Origin of the sequence: Pseudomonas sp. SIMBA_041 (genome assembly GCF_046535095.1) — a bacterium.
Classification (GTDB): domain Bacteria; phylum Pseudomonadota; class Gammaproteobacteria; order Pseudomonadales; family Pseudomonadaceae; genus Aquipseudomonas; species Aquipseudomonas mucoides.
This window is the reverse complement of record NZ_JAWRXJ010000013.1, coordinates 109,955-130,983: the sequence shown is the minus strand read 5'-3', so window position 1 is coordinate 130,983 and position 21,029 is coordinate 109,955. Positions and strand designations below refer to the sequence as shown.

General features: G+C 57.3%; 14 protein-coding genes. 9 read left to right on the top strand and 5 right to left on the bottom strand.

Annotated features, from left to right (window positions below):
- The first annotated feature begins 7 nt into the window (after window positions 1-7).
- Together SB725_RS26950 and SB725_RS26945 are read left to right on the top strand one after the other, a co-directional pair.
- A complete protein-coding gene (locus tag SB725_RS26950) occupies window positions 8-634 on the top strand; it encodes a response regulator transcription factor (RefSeq protein WP_027925475.1) in 627 nt (208 codons plus the stop codon).
- A complete protein-coding gene (locus SB725_RS26945; protein ID WP_410922846.1) occupies window positions 635-4,288 on the top strand; it encodes a transporter substrate-binding domain-containing protein in 3,654 nt (1,217 codons plus the stop codon).
- Between the two features lie 27 nt (window positions 4,289-4,315).
- On the opposite strand, the gene SB725_RS26940 is transcribed toward SB725_RS26945, so the two are convergent.
- Entirely contained in the window at window positions 4,316-5,299 is a 984-nt protein-coding gene (locus SB725_RS26940) for a hypothetical protein (protein ID WP_155953746.1), read from the bottom strand.
- Window positions 5,300-5,627: 328 nt separating this feature from the next.
- Between SB725_RS26940 and SB725_RS26935 the strand changes: the two genes are divergently transcribed.
- Together SB725_RS26935 and SB725_RS26930 are read left to right on the top strand one after the other, a co-directional pair.
- Entirely contained in the window at window positions 5,628-8,960 is a 3,333-nt protein-coding gene (locus SB725_RS26935; RefSeq protein ID WP_410922845.1) for a YadA-like family protein, read from the top strand.
- A gap of 68 nt (window positions 8,961-9,028) precedes the next feature.
- A complete protein-coding gene (locus SB725_RS26930) occupies window positions 9,029-9,451 on the top strand; it encodes an outer membrane protein assembly factor BamE (RefSeq protein WP_027925471.1) in 423 nt (140 codons plus the stop codon).
- A gap of 208 nt (window positions 9,452-9,659) precedes the next feature.
- On the opposite strand, the gene SB725_RS26925 is transcribed toward SB725_RS26930, so the two are convergent.
- From SB725_RS26925 to SB725_RS26915, 3 genes are all read right to left on the bottom strand, one after another.
- A complete protein-coding gene (locus tag SB725_RS26925) occupies window positions 9,660-10,955 on the bottom strand; it encodes an EAL domain-containing protein (RefSeq protein ID WP_410922844.1) in 1,296 nt (431 codons plus the stop codon).
- Between the two features lie 375 nt (window positions 10,956-11,330).
- Complete coding sequence (locus SB725_RS26920; RefSeq protein WP_059182457.1) at window positions 11,331-12,512, bottom strand: acetyl-CoA C-acyltransferase family protein; 1,182 nt, start codon at window positions 12,510-12,512, stop codon at window positions 11,331-11,333.
- Window positions 12,512-13,291, bottom strand: a complete 780-nt coding sequence (locus SB725_RS26915) for an enoyl-CoA hydratase (RefSeq protein ID WP_410922843.1) — start codon at window positions 13,289-13,291, stop codon at window positions 12,512-12,514. The genes SB725_RS26920 and SB725_RS26915 overlap by 1 nt, the downstream gene beginning before the upstream one ends.
- Before the next feature lie 229 nt (window positions 13,292-13,520).
- Here SB725_RS26915 and SB725_RS26910 point away from each other — a divergent pair, with 229 nt between their 5' ends.
- The 5 genes from SB725_RS26910 (at window position 13,521) to SB725_RS26890 (ending at window position 19,249) form a co-directional block, all read left to right on the top strand.
- Complete coding sequence (locus tag SB725_RS26910) at window positions 13,521-14,627, top strand: polyamine ABC transporter substrate-binding protein (RefSeq protein WP_027925467.1); 1,107 nt, start codon at window positions 13,521-13,523, stop codon at window positions 14,625-14,627.
- Window positions 14,628-14,657: 30 nt separating this feature from the next.
- The gene (locus SB725_RS26905; RefSeq protein ID WP_027925466.1) at window positions 14,658-16,076 is read left to right on the top strand and encodes an aminotransferase; all 1,419 of its coding nucleotides are present in this window, start codon (window positions 14,658-14,660) and stop codon (window positions 16,074-16,076) included.
- Window positions 16,073-16,960, top strand: coding sequence for a helix-turn-helix transcriptional regulator (locus SB725_RS26900; RefSeq protein WP_027925465.1), 888 nt, complete (start codon window positions 16,073-16,075; stop codon window positions 16,958-16,960). The genes SB725_RS26905 and SB725_RS26900 overlap by 4 nt, the downstream gene beginning before the upstream one ends.
- A 275-nt stretch (window positions 16,961-17,235) precedes the next feature.
- Window positions 17,236-18,009, top strand: coding sequence for a hypothetical protein (locus SB725_RS26895; protein ID WP_027925464.1), 774 nt, complete (start codon window positions 17,236-17,238; stop codon window positions 18,007-18,009).
- A 226-nt stretch (window positions 18,010-18,235) separates the two neighbouring features.
- Window positions 18,236-19,249 (top strand): GlxA family transcriptional regulator, encoded by a 1,014-nt coding sequence (locus SB725_RS26890; protein WP_027925463.1) that lies wholly within the window; start codon window positions 18,236-18,238, stop codon window positions 19,247-19,249.
- 43 nt (window positions 19,250-19,292) lie between these two features.
- Here SB725_RS26890 and SB725_RS26885 read toward each other — a convergent pair whose 3' ends face one another.
- Entirely contained in the window at window positions 19,293-20,969 is a 1,677-nt protein-coding gene (locus SB725_RS26885; protein WP_027925462.1) for an MFS transporter, read from the bottom strand.
- Between the last annotated feature and the right edge of the window lie 60 nt (window positions 20,970-21,029).

Below are 21,029 nucleotides of genomic sequence, written 5' to 3'. Positions count from 1 at the left end.
AACTCAAATGTTAAATGCAATCGTTGTAGATGATCATCCGTTCATACGTTCGTCGGTCAAAATGCTGTTGGCGAATGAAAATTTTGAAATCGTAGCGGAAACCGATAATGGTGCCGATGCCGTTCAACTGGTCATTGCACATAGACCTGACATGCTTGTACTGGATATCACTATTCCGAAGCTTGACGGTCTGGAAGCTATTCGGCGTATTCGGGCTTTGGATATCCCGACCAAGATCCTGGTATTGACCTCTTTGCCTGCAAAATTTTATTCCATGAGGTGCATGAGTGCAGGTGCGGCCGGGTATATCTCCAAAACCGATGGTCTTGATGAACTGGCCAGGGGCGTCAAGGTCATCATGTCGGGTTATAGCTACTTTCCAGACATACAGGCTCAATCTGTTCGCCGAAGCGATGGAAGCGCCACGGATGACGAGCTGATTCGTTCGCTCTCGAATAGAGAACTGGCGATTCTCAAACAACTGGCGAACGGGCTCAGTAATAAGGAAATTGGTGACCTCATGCTCTTGAGTAACAAGACCGTTAGTACCTACAAGGCAAGGCTGATTGAGAAGCTCAATGTGACCTCGGTTGTTTATCTGGCCGATTTCGCCAAACGCAATGATCTGCTTTAAATGATGAAGTCACTTCAGATCTGTCTGTCGCTGGTCGTGCTTGTTCTTGCTGCCCACTTCAGCTCCACGGTTGAGGCCGAGCCGAAAACGCTTGGGCTGTTGGGGCGATCGAACGTTAACGGTGGTTATCACGTAACGCTCGATGAGCGGGATTGGCGTTGGTTGCGCTCCAAGAGCATTTTGCTTTTGGGGGCCTCCACTCCCGATTACGCATCGTTCGATATGACGATCAATCATGATCAGATGGAAGGGGTGACGATTGACTATGCGCAGTTGATTGGCGAGCTTCTAGGGCTCAAAGTTGAAATTCGCCGCTATGACAGTCGCGGTGAGGTTGTGGACGCGGTCAGAAAAGGAGACGTGGATTTTGTCGGAACGGCCAATGAATACGAGTCGCAGTTTCCGAACATGGTGCTCAGCCATCCTTATGCCAATGACAAACCTACATTAATCACTCGCAAGGGTGACGGCGGTGATTTGCCGGTTGACCTGAACGGCAAGACCATTGCCATGCTGTACCACTACATTTCCCCTGATGCCGTACGGGCTTTTTACCCTAAAGCGACCCTGCAAGTTTACCCCTCCATGCTGAGCGCCATTGGTGCCGTAGCGTTTGGGCAGGCGGATGTTTATCTTGGTGATTCGGTCAGCGCCAATTACCTGATTAATAATAACTTTATAAATAATGTCGAGTTGGCGGACTTCTCGCGCATGGAAGTTCGCGACTTCAGTTTCGTCATGAACAGCGACAACCAAACCCTGATTCGTGTCGTTAATGCGGCCATCGCAGCGATTCCAGTGAGTGCGCGCATGGAAATCATGAACCGCTGGGGGGCGGGTGGGGAGAACATGCCAGGCAAGCGGCGTCTGAATTTCAGTAGCAGCGAGCAACGATGGCTGGATGAGCATCCGAGTGTTCGGGTCAATGTAGTGGGCGGCTATCCACCTTTGTCTTTTGTTAACAAAAGTGGCGAGTTTGTCGGCATTGCCAATGATGTGTTGAGCAAAGTATCGCTTCGCACAGGGCTGAAGTTTGATATTCAGGTGGTGCCGTCGGTTTCTGCGATGGTGGAGGCGGTTGGCAACAGTGATTCTGAATTCTTGGCAACGCTCACTCCGAGTCCGGTTCGTGAGCGTGTGCTGCATTTCACACGACCTTACCTGGCTTCGCCTTATGTGCTGATAGCCAAGGCAGATGCCGATATTCCCATTGCACTCGAGCAACTGGCAGGTAAGCGATTGGTGCTGACTCGTAATAATAATATGCACGAATGGCTGATGAGCAACTATCCAAAAATCCGCTTGGTGGAGGCTGACGACTCAGAACACGCTATGAGTATGGTCATCCGCGGGGAAGTAGACGCGATGGTCGGTACGCTGATCCTCAGCAGTCACATGATCAATCATCGTTTTGAAGGTCAGTTGCGAATCGTCAGCACCGTCGGTAATGACTTCGCGCAGATGGCCTTTGCGACAAGTCGTGGGGCGTTGGAACTCCATTCCATTCTCGACAAGGCACTGTTGAGTATCCCCCCCGAGGAAATGGATGAAATAAGGAATCGCTGGCGTAACGACGTGATGGTCGAAGACAGCTATTGGGCGCGCAATAGAGCATTTATCGTCGAAGTGGTTTGTGGGTTTTTGGTGCTGTTGGCGCTGGCGCTGGTATGGATCGCTTATATGAAGGTGGCGTTGCGCAGGCGTGATGAGGCTGAGCATGCACTCAATGAGCAACTGGAGTTTATGCGGGTCTTGATTGATGGCACCCCCCATCCGATTTACATCCGGGACCGCAATGGAATTTTGCTGATCTGCAACTCCAGTTACCTCAAGGTCTTTGGGGTAGAGCGCGAGGCGGTGATTGGGAAGGGCAAAGTGAAGTTGCTTCACCCCGAGGACGCGAGCCGTTATGAGGAGGAGTTTCAGCGGATCACCAGTACCGGCATGTCTATGGTTGAAGATCGTGTAATCAGGTTGTTGGATGACCGTGAACTGCAGATTTATCACTGGATGCTGCCGTACCGCGACAGTAATGGCGAAGTGGGTGGCGTGATTGCCGGTTGGATCGACATCAGCGAACGCCAGGCGCTTGTCGAGCAGTTACGTGAAGCAAAGCTGGTCGCCGACGAGGCCAAGGAACATGCCGATGATGCCAACCGGGCCAAGAGTCTGTTTTTGGCCACCATGAGTCATGAAATCCGCACGCCCATGAATGCCGTCATCGGCATGCTCGAAATTGCGATGAAAAAGGCTGATCAAGGCGTCACGGATCGGTTTGCCATTGAGGTTGCGTCTGGCGCGGCTCATGGCCTGCTGGACCTGATCGGCGATATTCTGGACATTGCCCGAATCGAGTCCGGGCGGTTGTCCCTGTCGCCAGAAAGGGCCAATTTGCGTGAACTTCTTGAGTCGGTGTTACGGGTTTTCGAAGGTGTCGCCCGGCAAAAACGTCTGAGCCTGCTACTGGATCTGGACTTCCAGATGCCAAGTGATGTGCTCGTTGACCCTTTACGCTTCAAACAGATTGTTTCCAATCTGCTGAGTAACGCGATCAAGTTCACCCAGGACGGTCAGGTTCGATTGAGCCTGCAGGCCCGTCCCGCCAAAAACTCGCAGTTTATGACCGTCGCCCTAGTCATTGAGGACACTGGTATTGGCATTTCGGATGAAGATCAGCAGAGCTTGTTCAGCCCGTTTACCCAGGCAAGCAATAACACCCAGTCCGCGCGCAGTGGTTCTGGGTTGGGGTTGGTAATCAGTCGCACGCTCTGCGAAATGATGGGCGGGCGTTTGCTCATGAGCAGCGTTTTCGGCAAGGGAACAAAGGTTGAAGTCCATCTGAGTTTGCCGGCGCTGGAGCCACTGGCTGAATTGCCCGGGATGATGCCGTTCGACGCTGCCCTGCAACATCATGTGCTGAATGTGCTGGTTATTGACGACTATCCCGCCAATCGTCTGTTGCTGTCTCAGCAGCTAAGCCACCTCGGACACCGGGTGAGCGATGCCGAAGACGGTGCGCGAGGGCTGCAAGCCTGGCGCAGTCAATGGTTCGATGTAGTGATCACAGACTGCAACATGCCAATGATGAGTGGCTACGAGTTAACCCAGGTCATCCGCGAAGAGGAGCGTACCCAAGGTCGTGTACCGTGTTTGATCCTGGGGTATACAGCAAACGCCCAACAGGAGGAGCGGGTTCGTTGCATCGAAGCAGGCATGGACGATTGTCTGTTCAAGCCCATCGGGCTTGAGGAATTGAAGGCGTGCCTGGAGGCTGTAGCGCCGATGGAACGAAGTGAGGAGCAGACCTCGGTGCACGGCAGCAATGAGATTGACCTGAGCAGCCTTGAGCAACTGACTCGGGGCGACAAAGCGTCGATCAATAGTCTGATTGGTGATCTGTCCACGGCGAATGAAGAAGACATGGCACGGTTGATTCAGTTGTTCACCAAGCACGACCTGAATGCATTGTCGGGCCTGGCGCACCGGGTGAAGGGGGGAGCGCGCATCATCAGGGCTCAGCGACTGATTCAGTGCTGTGAGCATCTTGAAGTCGTCTGCACGGGGCGGGACACTTCCCGATTGGCCGAAGCGGTGGATGAGCTGCAGCGGGAGATGGAGCAATTGGCCGATAAGCTGAGCCTCTACGTGGCTTAAACGTAGAGGCTGGCGGGTCATCGCTCCTTAGACCGGAATCCATCGGGGCACAGGAACCGAACCTGGAATTTTAATTTCCAGGCTTCCCTGGAACTTGGTGTCAATGACTTCAAGCAAAGGGGCGGCGTGCATAATACCCAACTGAATAGGCTGAAGCTCTGAGCTGGCAATCATTAAAGACTTCAGCTCACTTAACGGACCTTTAACAGCCTTGACTGCGGACAAGTTTTTCTCATGCAGTAAATCTGGAGATGCAAAAAACTCGGCGGTGTCGAGTCCCAGGCTGGACAACAGTGCAGGGTCTTCCAAATCAAATTCTGCATAATGTGTCATGGAGGCCAAAAACCTCCGTTCAGAAACCTTTCCGTCAATGGCTAACAAAAAGAACGTAAATGCGGTATTGCCAAGGCGATTCCAGTCGTCTTCGTTTGTATTGCTCCCTTGAGTTCTGTTAAGTGTTTTAACACCTGTGTTCACCAGCTCAAAGTTCGGGTTGATGGTGTTGTAAGTCGGTGGTCCATCGACTGATTTTGTGTAGTGTCGGAGGGCGAATTTCTTGTTCGATACTTTATCTAGATGTTTTTGACTGGCTTTCTTTTCAGAAAAGCTCAGTGAGTCGTTTGTTACATCTTTCATGAGGGTGAAGGGCAGTACTCTATCTGTTGCAGCATAACCGCTCTTATATTTGTCGAGGATCTCTTGAGCGGTAGCAGGTTTTCCGGCGTCGGAAGAGGGTGGAGTCGACTGTTTAGTCGCGCAAGCACCGGTGTGATGGGTCCTGCACAGAGGGCAGATTTTAGGCACTTGAAAGGCGGTCGGTTTCGATTTTACAGGGGGCGGCGCCGGTTTCACCGAGCCGGTTGGCGGAATGAAGGGGGAAGTAAGTGCAGTGTTTTCCCCTTGGCCAAGTATTGCGCCTTGTTTTGATTTTTGATGGCTTGGCGGATTGTTGGGTGTCGCCGGGCGCAAAACACTAGGCATTGGACTGGAAGACTGTGTCTCATTAGGCATGAATTATTCACTCCAGACTTTAGTGGTTGGGGGCACTTCAAATCTTGTGGTTTTGGTTGTAGCAGAGAAACTCTGCAGATCGTTATCCCTTTGCGTGGGTGTCTGAATGCTTCACCAAATAGAGTGGTGGAAATGTAGGACTAAGCCCCTGCTTTTGTAGGAAATTTCCTACCGAAAGGGCGTAGCGCAAAAGCGTGTCGAAATGTGTTTGTTAGGAAAGCGCGCTGGGAAATTTCCTACATTAAATACAAATCAACCTATCTAAAGTCGCCATTACGGCCTCGGGTAGTTCATCTGGGGGCACTCGACACGCTCAGCAGGAAACGCAATGAACAAGATATTCAAGTTGGTTTGGAATGCGACACTTAGTACCTGGGTTGTTGCTTCCGAACTTGCAACTTCCAAAACCAAGTCTTCAACGTTGGACAGCGGCTTCAAGAAGATGAGTTCGGCCACTAAGCTCGCCACGGCGGCACTGTTGTTTGGTGCCGGTTCCATCAACGTTGCTTCGGCTGCGCCAGGTAATACCTGCCTGGTTAACGGGACGTGGGTTACGGCCCCCTCGGCGCCAGGGGATAAGGCGCTCGCATGCGGTGAGGGAGCCAGCGCAGCGCAAGTCAATGACCTGGCGCTTGGCACTACTGCGAAAGCAGATGGCGCAGTAGATGCTGATGGGCACGTGGGCGGCGCGATCGCCATTGGTACGAACTCAAAGGCGCAATTGTTCAACGCCATCGCGCTCGGTACTGGCGCGGCGGCCTATGGATCGCAGACCATGGCGCTGGGTCAAGGCGCGGTGTCGGGGGTGAGTGGCAACACCAGTATTGTTAAGTCTCTGGCGCTGGGTTTCGGGGCTCAGGCCACTGAAGGCTACACAGTGGGCATTGGTTCAGGTACCAAAGCCACCGGCTACAGTTCAGTCAGTATCGGTAATGCTCCGATTGCTTCGGGTGCGAACGGAATCGCGGTAGGTACCTGGACCATCGCATCGGGCATTAACAGCACGGGTATCGGTAACCTGGCGGTGGCGAGCGATTCGAGTGCCACGGCGGTAGGCGACAGAGCTAAAGCATCTGCGCTTAGCGCCATCGCGTTGGGCACGTCTGCTCATGCCGAGGGCAGTTCCAGCATTGCCATCGGCGCCGATAACGTGGTGACCGGCAGTGGCTCCGGTTCTATCGGTACCGGACTTACTTCCAATTTCAAAGGAGTATCCGGCAACAACAGCTACGCCTTGGGTAACGGTAACACTGTCGCGAATAACAACATATTTGTGGTGGGCAATAACATCACTACCACACAGGACAACGGTGTGGTGCTGGGCAACAACAGCACCGACCGAGCTGCATTGGCCACGCCCACAGGCGTCATCAATGGCACGACCTACAACTACGCGGGCGGCGCGCCGTCAGGTGTGGTGAGCGTGGGTTCCGTCAACGGGGAACGCCAGATCATCAACGTAGCGGCGGGACAGGTCAATTCCAGCAGTACCGACGCCATCAACGGCAGCCAGCTGAACGCGACCAATCAGGCCCTCTCTGCGGTCGATGCCGGTGCCGTCAAGTACGACGACAGCACCCATAACACCATCACCCTGGGTGGCAATACTTACGACAACAGCACCCACACCGGCGGCACCCGCATCACCAACGTGGCCGATGGCAAGGCGCCAAGTGATGCGGTGAATTATTCGCAATTGACCGAAACCAACAGCAGTATCACCAACCTTGGCAACTCGCTGACCAACCTCTATGAGACGGGCACCAAGTACTTCCACGCCAACTCCACCGGCACGGATTCGGTTGCTTCGGGTCAGGATGCAGTCGCGATCGGTATGGGCGCAGTGGCTAGCCACGACGGCAGTGTTGCACTGGGCGCAGGCTCGGTCGCGGATGGCAGCACCCTGGGTCAACAGGCTTACCGGGTCGGCGGCACCTCGACAGGCGAAGTCAACATCGGTGATCGTCGTATGACCGGGCTGTCGGCCGGTGCCGCTGATGCGGACGCGGTCAACGTCAAGCAATTGAAAGCCGTCGAAGCAGGCGCCGCGGCCTCTGTGGCCGATGCGGTCAAGTACGACGACAGCACCCACAACACCATCACCCTGGGTGGCGATACCTACGACAACAGCACCCACGTCGGTGGCACCAAAATCACCAACGTGGCCAATGGTGTCGCTGACAGCGATGCGGTGAACATGTCGCAGCTCAACCAGACCAACACTCAGGTGGCCACCAACACCACCAACATCAACAACCTGGCGAATGACGCGTTGTTGTGGGATTCCAGCCTGGGTGCTTTCAGTGCGAGCCATGGCGGTAACACCGTCAACAAAATTACCAACGTGGGGGCGGGTGATCTCAGCGCCAACTCCAAGGATGCAGTCAACGGTTCGCAGCTTTTTGCTTTGGGCCAGCAAGTTACCGGCATCGATAATCGGGTGACGAATATCGAAGGCAATATCAACAGCATCACCAACGGTGGGGGCATCAAGTATTTCCATGCCAACTCGTCGGGTGCTGACTCCGTGGCCAGTGGGGCCGAGTCGGTTGCCATCGGACCGAATGCCCTAGCGTCGGGCGCTGGTTCCGTGGCTTCGGGTAACGGTGCAAATGCTTCGGGCGCTAATGCGATTGCGGTGGGCAACGGGGCCAAGGCGTCTGCTGATGGCAGCGTTGCATTGGGCAGCGGGTCCAGCGATGGCGGTCGTGGAGCTGAAACCTATACCGGCAAGTACTCTGGCGCCGATAACGTTACATCAGGAACAGTGTCCGTTGGCAACGCGGCAACGGGCGAAACCCGCACACTCAGCAATGTCGCGGACGGTAAGGACGCCACCGATGCGGTTAACCTGCGTCAGCTGGACGGTGCTGTGGCCGAGTCGAAGAAGTACACCGATGACTCGATCAGCACGATCAATACCTCCGTTGTGAATCAGGACAAGCGAATTTCCAGTGTCGACAACCGTGTGACCCAGGCGGTGACGAATGTCACTCATCTGCAAAACGGCACCGATGGCATGTTCCAGGTCAACAACACCAGCAACCTGCCAAAACCGTCAGCGACGGGAGAGGACTCGATGGCGGGCGGTGCGGGTGCCAAGGCATCGGGCAAGAACAGCTCGGCCGTCGGCACCAACGCCATCGCCGCGGGCAACAACTCGACGGCGACGGGTAATGGCTCAAACGCCAAGGCGGACAACTCGGTAGCGCTGGGTGCCAACTCGGTGGCTGATCGTGCCAACAGTGTTTCGGTAGGTGCAGCAGGCAGCGAGCGCCAGATTACCAACGTGGCCGCCGGTACGGCGCCGACAGACGCAGTCAACCTGAGCCAGTTGAACAAGGGCGTGACTGACGCGACCAACAATGCCAATGCCTACACCAACTCGGTCTACAGTGCGTTGAACAAAGACATCAAACAGTTGGATGACGACTTGAGCGCCGGTGTCGCCGGTGCAATGGCCATGGCCGCGCTGCCTCAGCCGTATGCCGCGGGTGCCAGCATGACCTCCGGCTCCATGGGTACCTATCGCGGTGAATCGGCGATGGCCTTGGGCGTGTCGCGGATCTCGGATAACGGCCGCTGGGTCACCAAATTGCAAGCCACGACCAACACCCAGCGCGAATTCGGCGCATCGGTGGGTGTGGGTTATCAGTGGTAAGCCTTTCACGTTGATCCAGGCCCGGCGTATGCCGGGCTCTTCTCCCTTTTTATCGTGTCGAGAATGTTATGCAAAAGCTCAATAAATTAATGGTGCGTCTGCTGCTGAGCGGCGGCGTGGCCGCAACACTGGCGGCTTGTGGTACCAACCCAAGCCATGTCAATGCGAGTGGCAAGTCCAGCAACCCGGTGTTTCCGGCGCTCAAGGATGCCAGCCGTACCGAAGGCAGTTATGTGAACGTGGAGAATTTGCGCAAGGTCGTGCCAGGTCTGACCAAGCCACAACTCTACGAGCTGATTGGCTTGCCGCACTTCTCCGAAGCCATGTTCAACGTCCGTGAGTGGGATTACATCTTCAAGTTCCAACAGCCCGGCACCCACGAGCCTCGGGTCTGCCAGTACAAGGTGATGTTCGACGACAACAAAGTCGCACAGTCGTATGTGTTTTTACCGCAGTCCTGTGCTCGGGTGCTTGACCTCAATGCAGAGTAAAGCGCGACGCCTGTCCTGCCAAAGCGGTAGCTCACGCACGTGACGTTGCAAAGCGATGCTGCTTTTGATTTTGGTGCCTGTCTGCCTACTGTCGTGTAGAGGTTCGCGTCACTGCACTCTGAAACGCTGCTGCAAAGAAGAAGGCCCCTATGGGGCCTTCGTCATTTTAGGATTTGGAAGTGTCTACGAAACAGGGAGGGAGATTCAGTCAGCCCAAAGACGCAGGAGTCAGCCACGACAACAAATCGGCGCCGCTCATCGGGCGAGCATAGAAATAGCCTTGTCCTCTCGAGCAGCCCAGCTCCAACAGTTTGTCACGTTGCTCTAGCGTTTCGATTCCTTCAACAACCACTGACATGCCCAACGAGTCACCCAGTGCGAGGATGCTGCTGATCACCGTCTGGCAGCGTTGTTCCTGCAAGGTATGCACGAACTCGGTGTCCAGTTTGATTTCATTGAACGGCAGCTGACATAAACGCTGGATCGAAGAAAACCCCGCGCCAAAGTCATCGATGGACAATTGGCAACCCATCATGCGAAGACGTACCAGTGTTTCAAGGCTGGCCGCTGTCGCTTCCAGTAATCCGCTCTCGGTCAACTCAAACGTCAGGCCAGCACCTGGGAGGTCGAAGTGATCGAGTATCGATTTGATTCGCTGCGTGAGTTGACCACCGGCCAGTTGAGACGTTTGCAGGTTGAATGCAAAATTCAGGTCAATGTTCTTTTCGCCCACTTGCTTTTGCAGCGCCAAGGCCTGGTTCATCTGATCGAACAACAGCTTGTCCATCAGCCCGCAATGTTCAAGTGTCGGGATGAAGAACGCCGGTGACAAAACTCCCTTGATGGGGTGTAGCCACCGGGCCAGCACCTCGACGCCATAAACCTGGCCTGTGTGCAGATTGATTTTAGGTTGGTAATACGCCTTCACCTGCCGGTCATGCAGGGCATGGGCGACTTCCTGGCTGTCCGGCAGTTCAAGGCCCGGATCCGGGGCACGACGCGAGGGTTTATGCGTGTTTGCCGAATACTTCGCCAGTAACGGCGCCAATGCTTCCGGTCGCAAGGGTTTACCGGCATCGCCCAATAGCTGCATGCCCAGCAAAGAAACAATTTTCTGTACCGAGCACCGCAGATCCGAAGACATCGAGCTGCTGATGATGATCGCACCCACCAAATTGGAGTGGCTCGCCTGCTGCAGGAATTCCAGGCCATCCATGCCATTCATGCGCAGATCGCACAGCGTGATATCCACGCCGCCAACCTGCTGTAATAACGCCAGCGCCTGCTCTCCGTCTTCGGCTTCGAAGATCTCGGTACACCCCAAATATTGCAGCACCTTCACTGCAAACGCTCGCTGAAATGGATGGTCCTCAAGAACCAGTGCACGGAGCGGAAAGCTATTCATCGCCAATGATCTTCTATCCAAAAATATCGTAAAAGAACCATTGCCCTTTGATAGCCCAATGGCCTGAAAAAGTTGAATAGTGCCGCACCAATGACCCATGGTTTGTAGGCATGAAGCCACTGAAATGTAGGAAAAATCCTAGTGATAGCCGGCTGAACATTTTGCGCGGCATAACGGCAACCCATGTCGCTTCCCGTCAAGTACGCACAGCGCGTCTCTCTACATTGCCAGCAGGGTGAAAATTTCTTCCAGGTCCTGATGATCCCGGCCCTCGACGGGGCTTTGCTGTTTGCGGGGTTGGAAGTTTTGCATGGGGCGATCTCCCCAAGGGCTAACCGCACGGCACCGCAACTGGCTCAGGGCGTTAATCCAGGGCGCGAGGGAGGGGCGGGATTGATGGATTGCGACCCGTTGTCGAAGGAAATCATCAAACGGCTGCGATGCCCGGCGTTGCACCGGGCACCGCGTTGACGCTTAAACGCGTTCGAAAATCGCTGCAATCCCTTGGCCGCCGCCGATGCACATGGTCACCAGCGCATAACGGCCGTTGGTGCGGTGCAGTTCGTGGATGGCTTTGGTGGCGATGATCGCGCCGGTTGCGCCGACCGGGTGACCCAGGGAAATACCCGAGCCGTTCGGGTTGACCTTGGCCGGGTCGAGGTCCAGTTCCTGGCTGACCGCACAGGCCTGGGCGGCGAAGGCGATGTTGGCTTCGATCACGTCCATGTCGGCGACGGTCAGGCCGGCACGCTTGAGCGCCAGGCGGGTGGCCGGCACCGGGCCGAGGCCCATCAGTTCCGGTTCAACACCGGCGTGGGCGTAGCTGACCAGGCGGGCCAGCGGGCGCAGGTTGTTGGCCTGCACGGCAGCGCCGGTGGCCATGACCAGCGCAGCGGCGCCGTCGTTCAGGCCGGAAGCGTTGCCGGCCGTGACCGAGCCGTCTTTCTTGAACGCTGGCTTCATGCCCGCCAGTTGTTCCAGCGAGGTGGCGCGAGGGTGTTCGTCGACGCTGAACAGCTTGGTTTCCTTGCGATCACGGATTTCCACGCCAACGATTTGCTCGCTGAAGTAGCCATTGGCGATGGCGAAGGCCGCGCGCTTCTGGTCTTCCAGGGCCAGGGCGTCTTGCATTTCACGGGTGATGCCGTTGCGCTCGGCGACGTTTTCGGCGGTGATGCCCATGTGGATGCCGTGGAACGGGTCATGCAGGATGCCCAGCATGTAGTCGATGGCCTGGATGTTGCCCATGCGCGCGCCCCAACGGGCGGCCGGCATGATGTAAGGCCCACGGCTCATGGATTCGGCACCGGCACCGACGACGATCTCGGCATCGCCCAGCATCAGGGTTTGCGCGGCATTGATGATCGCTTGCAGGCCGGAACCGCACAGGCGGTTGACGTTGTAGGCCGGGGTTTCTTTCGGGATGCCGGCGTTCATCGCGGCCACGCGGGAGATGTAGGCGTCGCGGGTTTCGGTCGGGATCACGCTGCCCATCACCAGATGGCCAACTTGCGCCGGGTCGACGCCGGAGCGTTGCAGGGCGGCCTTGACGGCCGTGGTCGCGAGGTCGGCCAGCGGAACGTCTTTGAGCGAACCGCCAAAGGTGCCGATGGCGGTACGCGCGGCGCTGACAACAAAAATATCCGGGGTGTTCATTACGGCTTTCCTCTTGGTGAATGCTTTTCTGTACTGCGATTGAGTAGGGCGGTCAACGCTGTTTGCGCTTCAGGTGTCTTGAGGCGCTCGATGAACAACAGGTTTTCCTGACGAATAGTGGCTTGCAGCTCCGGCAGCGACGGCTGTTTGAGCAGTTGGCGGGTCTGGCGCAGTGAATCCTGCGGCAAGGCCAGCAGGCGTCGGGCCAGATTCTGCGCGGCGTCCAGGCATTGTTGGCCGTCGTCGAACAGCTCGTTGGCCAGGCCACAGGCAACCGCCGCTGCGCCGTCGAGGCTGTCGCCCCACAGCAGCAGACGCGCGGCGCGGGCGTGACCGATCAGGCGTGGCAACAATAGGCTGGCACCGAACTCGGGGCACAGGCCCAGGTTGACGAATGGCACGCGCAGCTTGGCGTTTCGCGTCACCAGCACCTGATCGCAATGCAGCAACAGGGTGGTGCCAATGCCGATGGCCGCGCCACACACGGCGGCGATCAACGGGGTTTTCAGGTGAATGACGACGTTCATCAGGCGAAACGCAGGACTGTCCAGATGCGTCGGCGGGTGCTCGAGAAAATCCGCCAGATCGTTGCCACTGGTAAAGCACGTGGTGCCGCCGGTGATCACGATCACGCCGATGTCAGCGTCTTCATCTGCCGCCAGCAACTGGTCGGCCAACTGCGTGTACAGGCTGTTGTTCAGCGCGTTGAGCTTGTCGGGGCGGTCGAGCGTGAGCGTCAAAACGCCGTCGTTGCGTTGTTGTTTGATCAGCTCAGTCATGGAATGCCCCGCCCGTTTTGTCCGGCAGCCACTCTAAGCGCCCGACGGGCGCGGGAGCTATGACAAAACGAGTCAACGAAACTGCTGCTTTTTGCCATGTTTTCGCGCAGCGCTGGCCGGCAAAAAGGTTCACACACCCATTCGGGGTATGGTGCCGTTGGCCCGATCACTCAATAGTGGCATCAACCGGTCGTCCAGAACCGACTTCGCTTGATAAGGTGAATTTGCTATGCGCAAGGCCCTCATGGTGATTTCCAGTCTGTTGCTAGTTCCGCTGACACTCAATGTGCACGCCGCCACTGACGTGAACGAAAACAATACGCTCCGGCTGTATAACTGGGCGGATTACATCGGCGAAAAGACCATCGCCGACTTTGAGAAAGCCTCTGGTATCAAGGTGATTTACGACACCTTTGATGCCTACGAAACCGTCCAGGCGAAGTTGCTGACCGGGCACTCCGGTTACGATCTGGTGGTATTGAATGCCTCCCTTGCGCCGCCCTTGATCAAGGCCAAAGTGTTCCAGCCGCTGGACAAGAAGTTGCTGCCGGGCTGGACCAACCTTGACCCGAAAGTCTTGCAGGACTTGCAGGGCTTCGATGCCGGCACCGTGTATTCCGCGCCGTACACCTGGGGCAGCAACGGCATCACCTACAACGTCGACAAGATCAAGCAACGCATGCCGGACGCGCCGATTGGTTCGCTGGCGATGATCTTCGATCCCAAAATCGTCTCGCGCTTCGCTGACTGCGGCGTCACCCTGGTCGATGCGCCCACCGAAGTGATTCCGCTGGCCTTGAAGTACCTCGGACGAGACCCGCGAAGTGCGTCGCCGGAAGACTTGAAAGCCGCACAGGACTTGTTGCTGTCCGTGCGGCCGTACATCAAGAAGTTCGATTCGGTGAACTACCTGACCAGCCTGCCCAACGGCGATGTCTGCATGGCCATGACCTGGTCCGGCGACTACGCCACCGCCATGGCCCGCGCCGAAGAGGCCAAGCTGAAGATCAAACTGGCGTACTTCATTCCCAAGGAAGGTTCGCTGATCTGGTTCGACAACATGTACATCCCCGCCGATGCGCCGCACGTGGCCAACGCGCACAAGTTCCTTGAGTACTTGATGCAACCCCAAGTGATGGCGGACGTGACCGACTACATCCACTACGCCAACAGCAACGCGGCGGCCACGCCGTTGCTCAACGCCGATGTGCGCAGCAATCCGGCGATCTACCCCGATGAAGAAACCCGTCAGCGCCTGTTTCCGCAGAAGACCCAGGACGCCAAGGAAATGCGCGCCATCACCCGCGTCTGGAGCACGGTGAAGAGCGGGATCTGATCGTTTAACCCTTCGGTTTGAGGTTTTTGTATGGCTACTCCAACGTTGAAAGCACTGCCGGCCGTTGATGACGCCCAGTTGATCAAGGCTGACAAAGCCCACTACATGCACGGCTACCACGTGTTCGACGAACACGCCGAACAGGGCGCGCTGAACATTGTGGCCGGTGACGGCGCCTATATTTACGACGCTCACGGCAACCGTTTTCTCGATGCAGTCGGCGGCATGTGGTGCACCAACATCGGTTTGGGCCGCGAGGAAATGGCTCTGGCGATTGCCGATCAGGTACGGCAACTGGCGTATTCGAATCCGTTTTCCGACATGTCCAACAACGTCGCCATCCAGTTGTGCGAAAAGCTCGCCAGCCTGGCGCCGGGCGATCTCGATCATGTGTTCCTGACCACCGGCGGCTCCACCGCCGTCGACACCGCGTACAGGCTGATTCAGTACTACCAGAACTGCCGTGGCAAACCGCAGAAGAAGCACGTCATCGCCCGGTTTAACGCGTATCACGGCTCCACCACGCTGACGATGTCGATTGGCAACAAAGCCGCCGACCGCGTGCCGGAATTCGATTATGCCAACGACAAGATCCACCACGTCTCCAACCCGAATCCTTACCGCGCACCGGACGGTATGGACGAGGCGCAGTTTCTCGAGTTCCTGATCAAGGAGTTCGAGGACAAGATCCTGGCCATCGGCGCGGACAAGGTTGCGGGCTTCTTTGCCGAGCCGATCATGGGCTCGGGCGGGGTGATCATTCCGCCCAAGGGTTACCTGAAACGCATGTGGGAAGTCTGCCAGCGCTACGACATTCTGTTTGTCGCCGATGAAGTGGTGACGTCGTTCGGGCGTCTGGGCAAATTTTTCGCTTCTTATGATCTGTTCGATGTGCAGCCAGACATCATCACCACGGCCAAAGGCCTGACGTCGGCTTATTTGCCGTTGGGCGCGTGCATCTTTTCCGACCGTATCTGGAAAGTCATCGCCGAGCCCGGCAAGGGTCGCTGCTTTACCCACGGCTTCACCTACAGCGGCCACCCGGTGTGCTGCACGGCGGCGCTGAAAAACATCGAGATCATCGAGCGCGAACACCTGCTGGAGCATGTCGAGGTGGTCGGCGCCTATCTCGAAGAACGCCTGGCAACCCTCAGCGACTTGCCGCTGGTGGGCGATGTGCGCTGCCAGAAGTTCATGGCCTGCGTGGAGTTCGTGGCTGACAAACGCACCAAGGCGTTGTTCGCCGATGAGATCAACATCGGCGAGATGATTCACTCCCGGGCTCAGGCCCGAGGCTTGCTGGTGCGGCCGATCATGCACCTCAACGTAATGTCGCCGCCGTTGATCCTGACGTGCGCCCAGGTCGATGAAATCGTCGAGATCCTGCGGGTGTGCATTCTTGAAGTGGCGGCCGAGCTTGAGAAAAGCGGCCAGTACGTCGGGCAATGAGTTCGATCAATCGGCGGTTACCCGGCGTCGGTTCTCCCGCTAGACTGCGGGGCATGAGCAAACCCAACGACGATACGCTGATCGCATTGCCCTTCGGGGCCTTGCACAAATGGCACGGCGACATGCGCGAGGCATTCGCCCATGTCGACGCGCCTGATGCGCTGCACTACCTGGCGTCGGCGTTCGGGCATCTGGTGTCCATCGAATCGGTGATGATCAGCCTCGAACACAAGGACCGTGCGCCGCAGTTGCTGTACCAGCGCGGTATCCCGGAGCAGTATCGGGACTCGATCATCGACCGCTATTTTTCCGGTGGCTACTTGCTCGACCCGTTTTGCCTGGCGGTGGAGCAGGGCCTGGCCGAAGGGTTTTATCACCTGGAGGAAATCGCCCCGGACAACTTCTTCGACAGCGAGTACTACAAGACTTATTACTTGAAGACCGGGTGTTCGGAGGACAGTTTTTACCTGATCGATACGGGGCATGACAGCCAGGTCTCGGTCAGCCTGTTTCAGGGATTTGGCGGGGAAAGCCTGCGGGCGGAGCAGTTGAATCTGTTGCGCGCGGTGGAGCCTTTGGTTCGGGAATTTGTCAGTGAGTTTGGCCGTCGTGGCCTGGTGCAAAGCGCAGTCACTGAAAGTGACGATCTGAAGCAACGCGTGCAGTCCGCCTTCGAAAACTTTGGCTGCGACGTGTTGACCGAGCGCGAGCGGGAAGTGGCGCACATGGTGCTTCGGGGGCATTCGGTGAAATCCACGGCCAGCCAGATGAGCATCTCGCCGGAGACGGTGCGCATGCACCGCAAGAATCTGTATTTGAAGCTGGAAGTCGGGTCGCAGTCAGAGTTGTTTGCGCTGTTTATCGAGTGGTTGCGCCAGCACTGAACCCAAATCTACAACCCACCCCCAAACCCCTGTGGGAGAGGGGTTGAGCACAATCTTTGTGGTCAGTCTTCGCGTTTAACGACCAGGGTCAAAATGTCGTCACTGGCCACCAGTTCTTAGAAATTTCTTGAGAGTCGTGACGGCATAATCGCCGTTCTGTCCGCGTCACCAGCGGCGGCGATTTCTGGACAGCCTGATGGCTGCTTAGTAGCATCCGCCGCATACGTATCTTTCTCCTGTACGTCGACCGATGCGGACCTTTCAAGGAATCGAAAATGCACACCTTCACCCATGGCGATACAACCGTTGTTTTCACAGTCTTGAGCGGTGAAGTGGTGGGCAGCGAAAAGCTCAGCGAAACCCGCGTGACGTCCACCGGTGGCGTTCATGTGAACGGCAAGGACAGTGAAGTAACGCCGGTGCGTATCAGTTCGGTGTCGATCATCAATCATGAGTTCTGGGTCAAGACCCCGGACGGCGTCGAACACGATGTAAAGCTGCGTGGCGTGGACATTCCATTACGCACGGGTCAGGAAGTCTCGTTGATCAGTGCGTTGAAAAAGGATGGTTCGCCCTTGCACACCATTCTGCAGAATCACACGGCGTCCAAACGTTGGGTGTTGCGTGACGCCAACGCACTGCATACCGAGCTGGAGCTGGCGCCCTTCAACTGGAAGACCGTGATGATCGTGTCCGGGTTGTGTGTCGCGGGTCTGGCTACAGGCGGGCTGGGTATCCTGGCGGGGGCGGGCTATTTTTGCTACGCGTGGTACCAGGGCTCCCAGCGCAAGAAACTGCTGGTCAGCGATTTGAATGCCTACCTCGACAAGCTGGACACTTTGGCCGGTAATCGCAGCCGGGCGCCAAGTCCTGCCCACGTGGTGCAACCTTCTGCACAGGTAGAGCTCTTTGTCGAGGCAGACATCGTGATTGAGGAGGAAAGCCCTGTTGACGAAGCGAAAGCGGTTCAGAACCGCGTCGATGCTCCGGCACAAAGCCCTGCGCTGAACAGCGACAGCGTACGCCGGGCGCTGTCGCGCAATCTCTGAAGACGCAACGCAGAGCGTCCCCGGTGGCATTCCCACGCAGAGCGTGGGAACGATCAACACTTTCCCCGTAGCAGCTGTCGAGCCTTGGCGAGGCTGCGATCAGCGGACAGAAAAGCACGCAGTCTCGCCAACCTGACGTCGACCGGCTTCCAGCCCGCCGGATCTGTCGCATAATGATTCCACGGGTTTTGACTTCTGTAGTTAACGTAATCGAGTGGGTCGGACATTGATCGAACGACGGCAATTCAGCGGCGGCATGAAGGGTAAAAACCTCCGCTATCTCAACGAACCTGCGGACAAGCCTGTGCCGATAACGCGCACAGGCTTTTTGCTGCTCGAACACTTCTCGCTGCCGGCATTCACCCAGGCACTGGATACGATCGTCACCGCGAATCTGTTGCGTCCCGGCCTGTTCGCCTCGCGAACGTTTGGCTTGCATGACGGTGAGGTGGTCAGTGATCTGGGCCTGGTGATCCGGCCTGACGCGCGTTTCGATGCCGCGGCGATTCAGCAACTGGACCTGTTGGTGGTGTGTGGCGGCTACCGCACGGAGCTGAAAGTCGCCGATGACTTCGTCCACCTGCTCAGGGCGGCGGCAGAGCGCGGCGTCACCTTGGCCGGGCTGTGGAATGGCGCCTGGTTCCTCGGCAGCGCTGGCCTGCTGGACGGTTATCGTTGTGCCATTCACCCCGAGCATCGACCGGCACTGGCGGAAGTGTCCAAAGCGGCACAGGTCACCAGCGAACCCTATGTGATTGACCGTGACCGACTCACGGCGTCGAGTCCTTCGGGGGCTTTCCATATGGCGCTGGACTGGATCAAAGGGCTGCACGACAAAGCCCTGGTCGAGGGCATCGAGGACATTCTGGCGTTTGAAGAGTCGCGTTACCGGCGGATCAAACCGGCGGAAAACATCTGCGTCAGCGCGCCGTTGCGCGAGGTGGTCAAGCTGATGGACGCCAACCTCGAAGAACCGCTGGAGCTGGAACAACTGGCGGTCTACGCCGGACGTTCACGTCGGCAACTGGAGCGCCTGTTCAAGGAGCAACTGGGCACCACGCCGCAACGCTATTACATGGAGCTGCGCATCACTGAGGCGCGTCGGCTGTTGCAGCACACCGAGCTGTCCCAGGTGGACGTGCTGGTGGCGTGCGGGTTTGTTTCGCCGAGCCATTTCAGCAAGTGCTACAGCTCGTACTTCGGCTACCGGCCGTCCAAGGAAAAACGGCTGGTCAAATGAACCCGCCACGCCCTCTCCCGGCAGGAGAGGGCGGCTGCGCATTTCAGGTGTGATGAAGCTCGCGGTCCTTGGTTTCCGGCAGGAAGAACGTGCCGAGAATCGCTGTCATCACCGCGATCACGATCGGATACCACAACCCGTAATAGATATCCCCGGTGGCCGCGACCATGGCGAACGCCACTGTTGGCAGAAACCCGCCGAACCAGCCGTTGCCGATGTGGTACGGCAGCGACATCGAGGTGTAGCGGATGCGCGCCGGGAACAGTTCCACCAGCCACGCGGCGATAGGCCCGTAGACCATGGTCACGTAGATCACGAGGAGGGTCAGCAGCAGCAATACCATCGGGTAGTTGGTCTTCGCCGGGTCAGCCTTTTCGGGGTAACCGGCCTCCTTCAGGGCCAGGGTGAGGGTGGCGGTGAAGGCGTCGTTGCGGGTCTTGAAGTCGGCGGCCGGCAGGCTGGTGCCCTCGAAACTCTGGATGACCTTGTCGCCGATGCGCACTTGGGCGACGGTGCCCGGTTCCGCCTTCTCGTTTTTGTAGGGGATGGCCCGCTTCGCCAGCAGGCTCTTGGCGAGGTCGCAGGAACTGGTGAATCGGGCCTTGCCCACCGGGTCGAACTGGAACGAGCACTGGCCCGGATCGGCGATCACCGTGACCGGGTTCTTCTCCTGCGCAACGAATACGTCGGGGTTACCGTATTGGGTCAACGCGTGGAAAATCGGAAAGTAGGTCAGCGCCGCGAGGATGCAGCCGGCCATGATGATGCCCTTGCGGCCGATGCGGTCGGACAGGCTGCCGAAAATCACGAAGAACGGCGTACCGATCAGCAGCGAACCGGCGATTAGCAGGTTGGCGGTTTGCGGGTCGATCTTCAGGGTTTGCAGCAGGAAAAACAGTGCATAGAACTGCCCGGTGTACCAGACCACCGCCTGACCGGCCGTCCCGCCGAGCAACGCCATGATCACGATTTTCAGGTTGCCCCAACGGGCGAAGGATTCGGTCAGCGGCGCCTTCGACGCCTTGCCTTCTTCCTTCATTTTCTTGAACACCGGCGACTCGCTGAGTTGCAGGCGGATGTACACCGAGACAATCAGCAGCAGGATCGACAGCAGGAACGGAACCCGCCAGCCCCAGGCTTCGAACGCTTCGGTGCCGAGTAGGGTGCGGCAGGCGAGGATCACCAGCAGCGACAGAAACAGGCCGAGGGTCGCGGTGGTCTGGATCCACGAGGTGAAGTAACCGCGTCTGCCGGGCGGCGCATGTTCGGCCACGTACGTCGCCGCGCCGCCGTATTCACCGCCCAGTGCCAGGCCTTGCAACAGGCGCAGGGTGATCAGGATGACCGGCGCCGCCACGCCAATGGTGGCGTAGCCGGGCAGGAAGCCGACGATGGCGGTGGAGATGCCCATGATGACAATGGTAATGAGGAAGGTGTGCTTGCGCCCGATCATGTCGCCCAACCGGCCGAACACAATGGCGCCGAAAGGCCTCACGGCGAAACCCGCGGCGAAGGCGAGCAGGGCGAAGATGAACGCCGTGGTCTCGTTGACGCCGGCGAAGAAATGCTTGGCGATGATCGCGGCGAGAGAGCCGTAAAGGTAGAAGTCATACCATTCGAATACGGTACCCAGGGACGACGCGAAAATGACTTTGCGCTCCTCCTTGGTGATGCCGTGTCCGGGCGTACTGCCTGTGGTTGTACTGTCGATTGCGGCCATGGTGTTCTCCGTCTTGCTCTTGTTATAGGCCGGAGTACCTCTCATCAATTGCCGCACCCA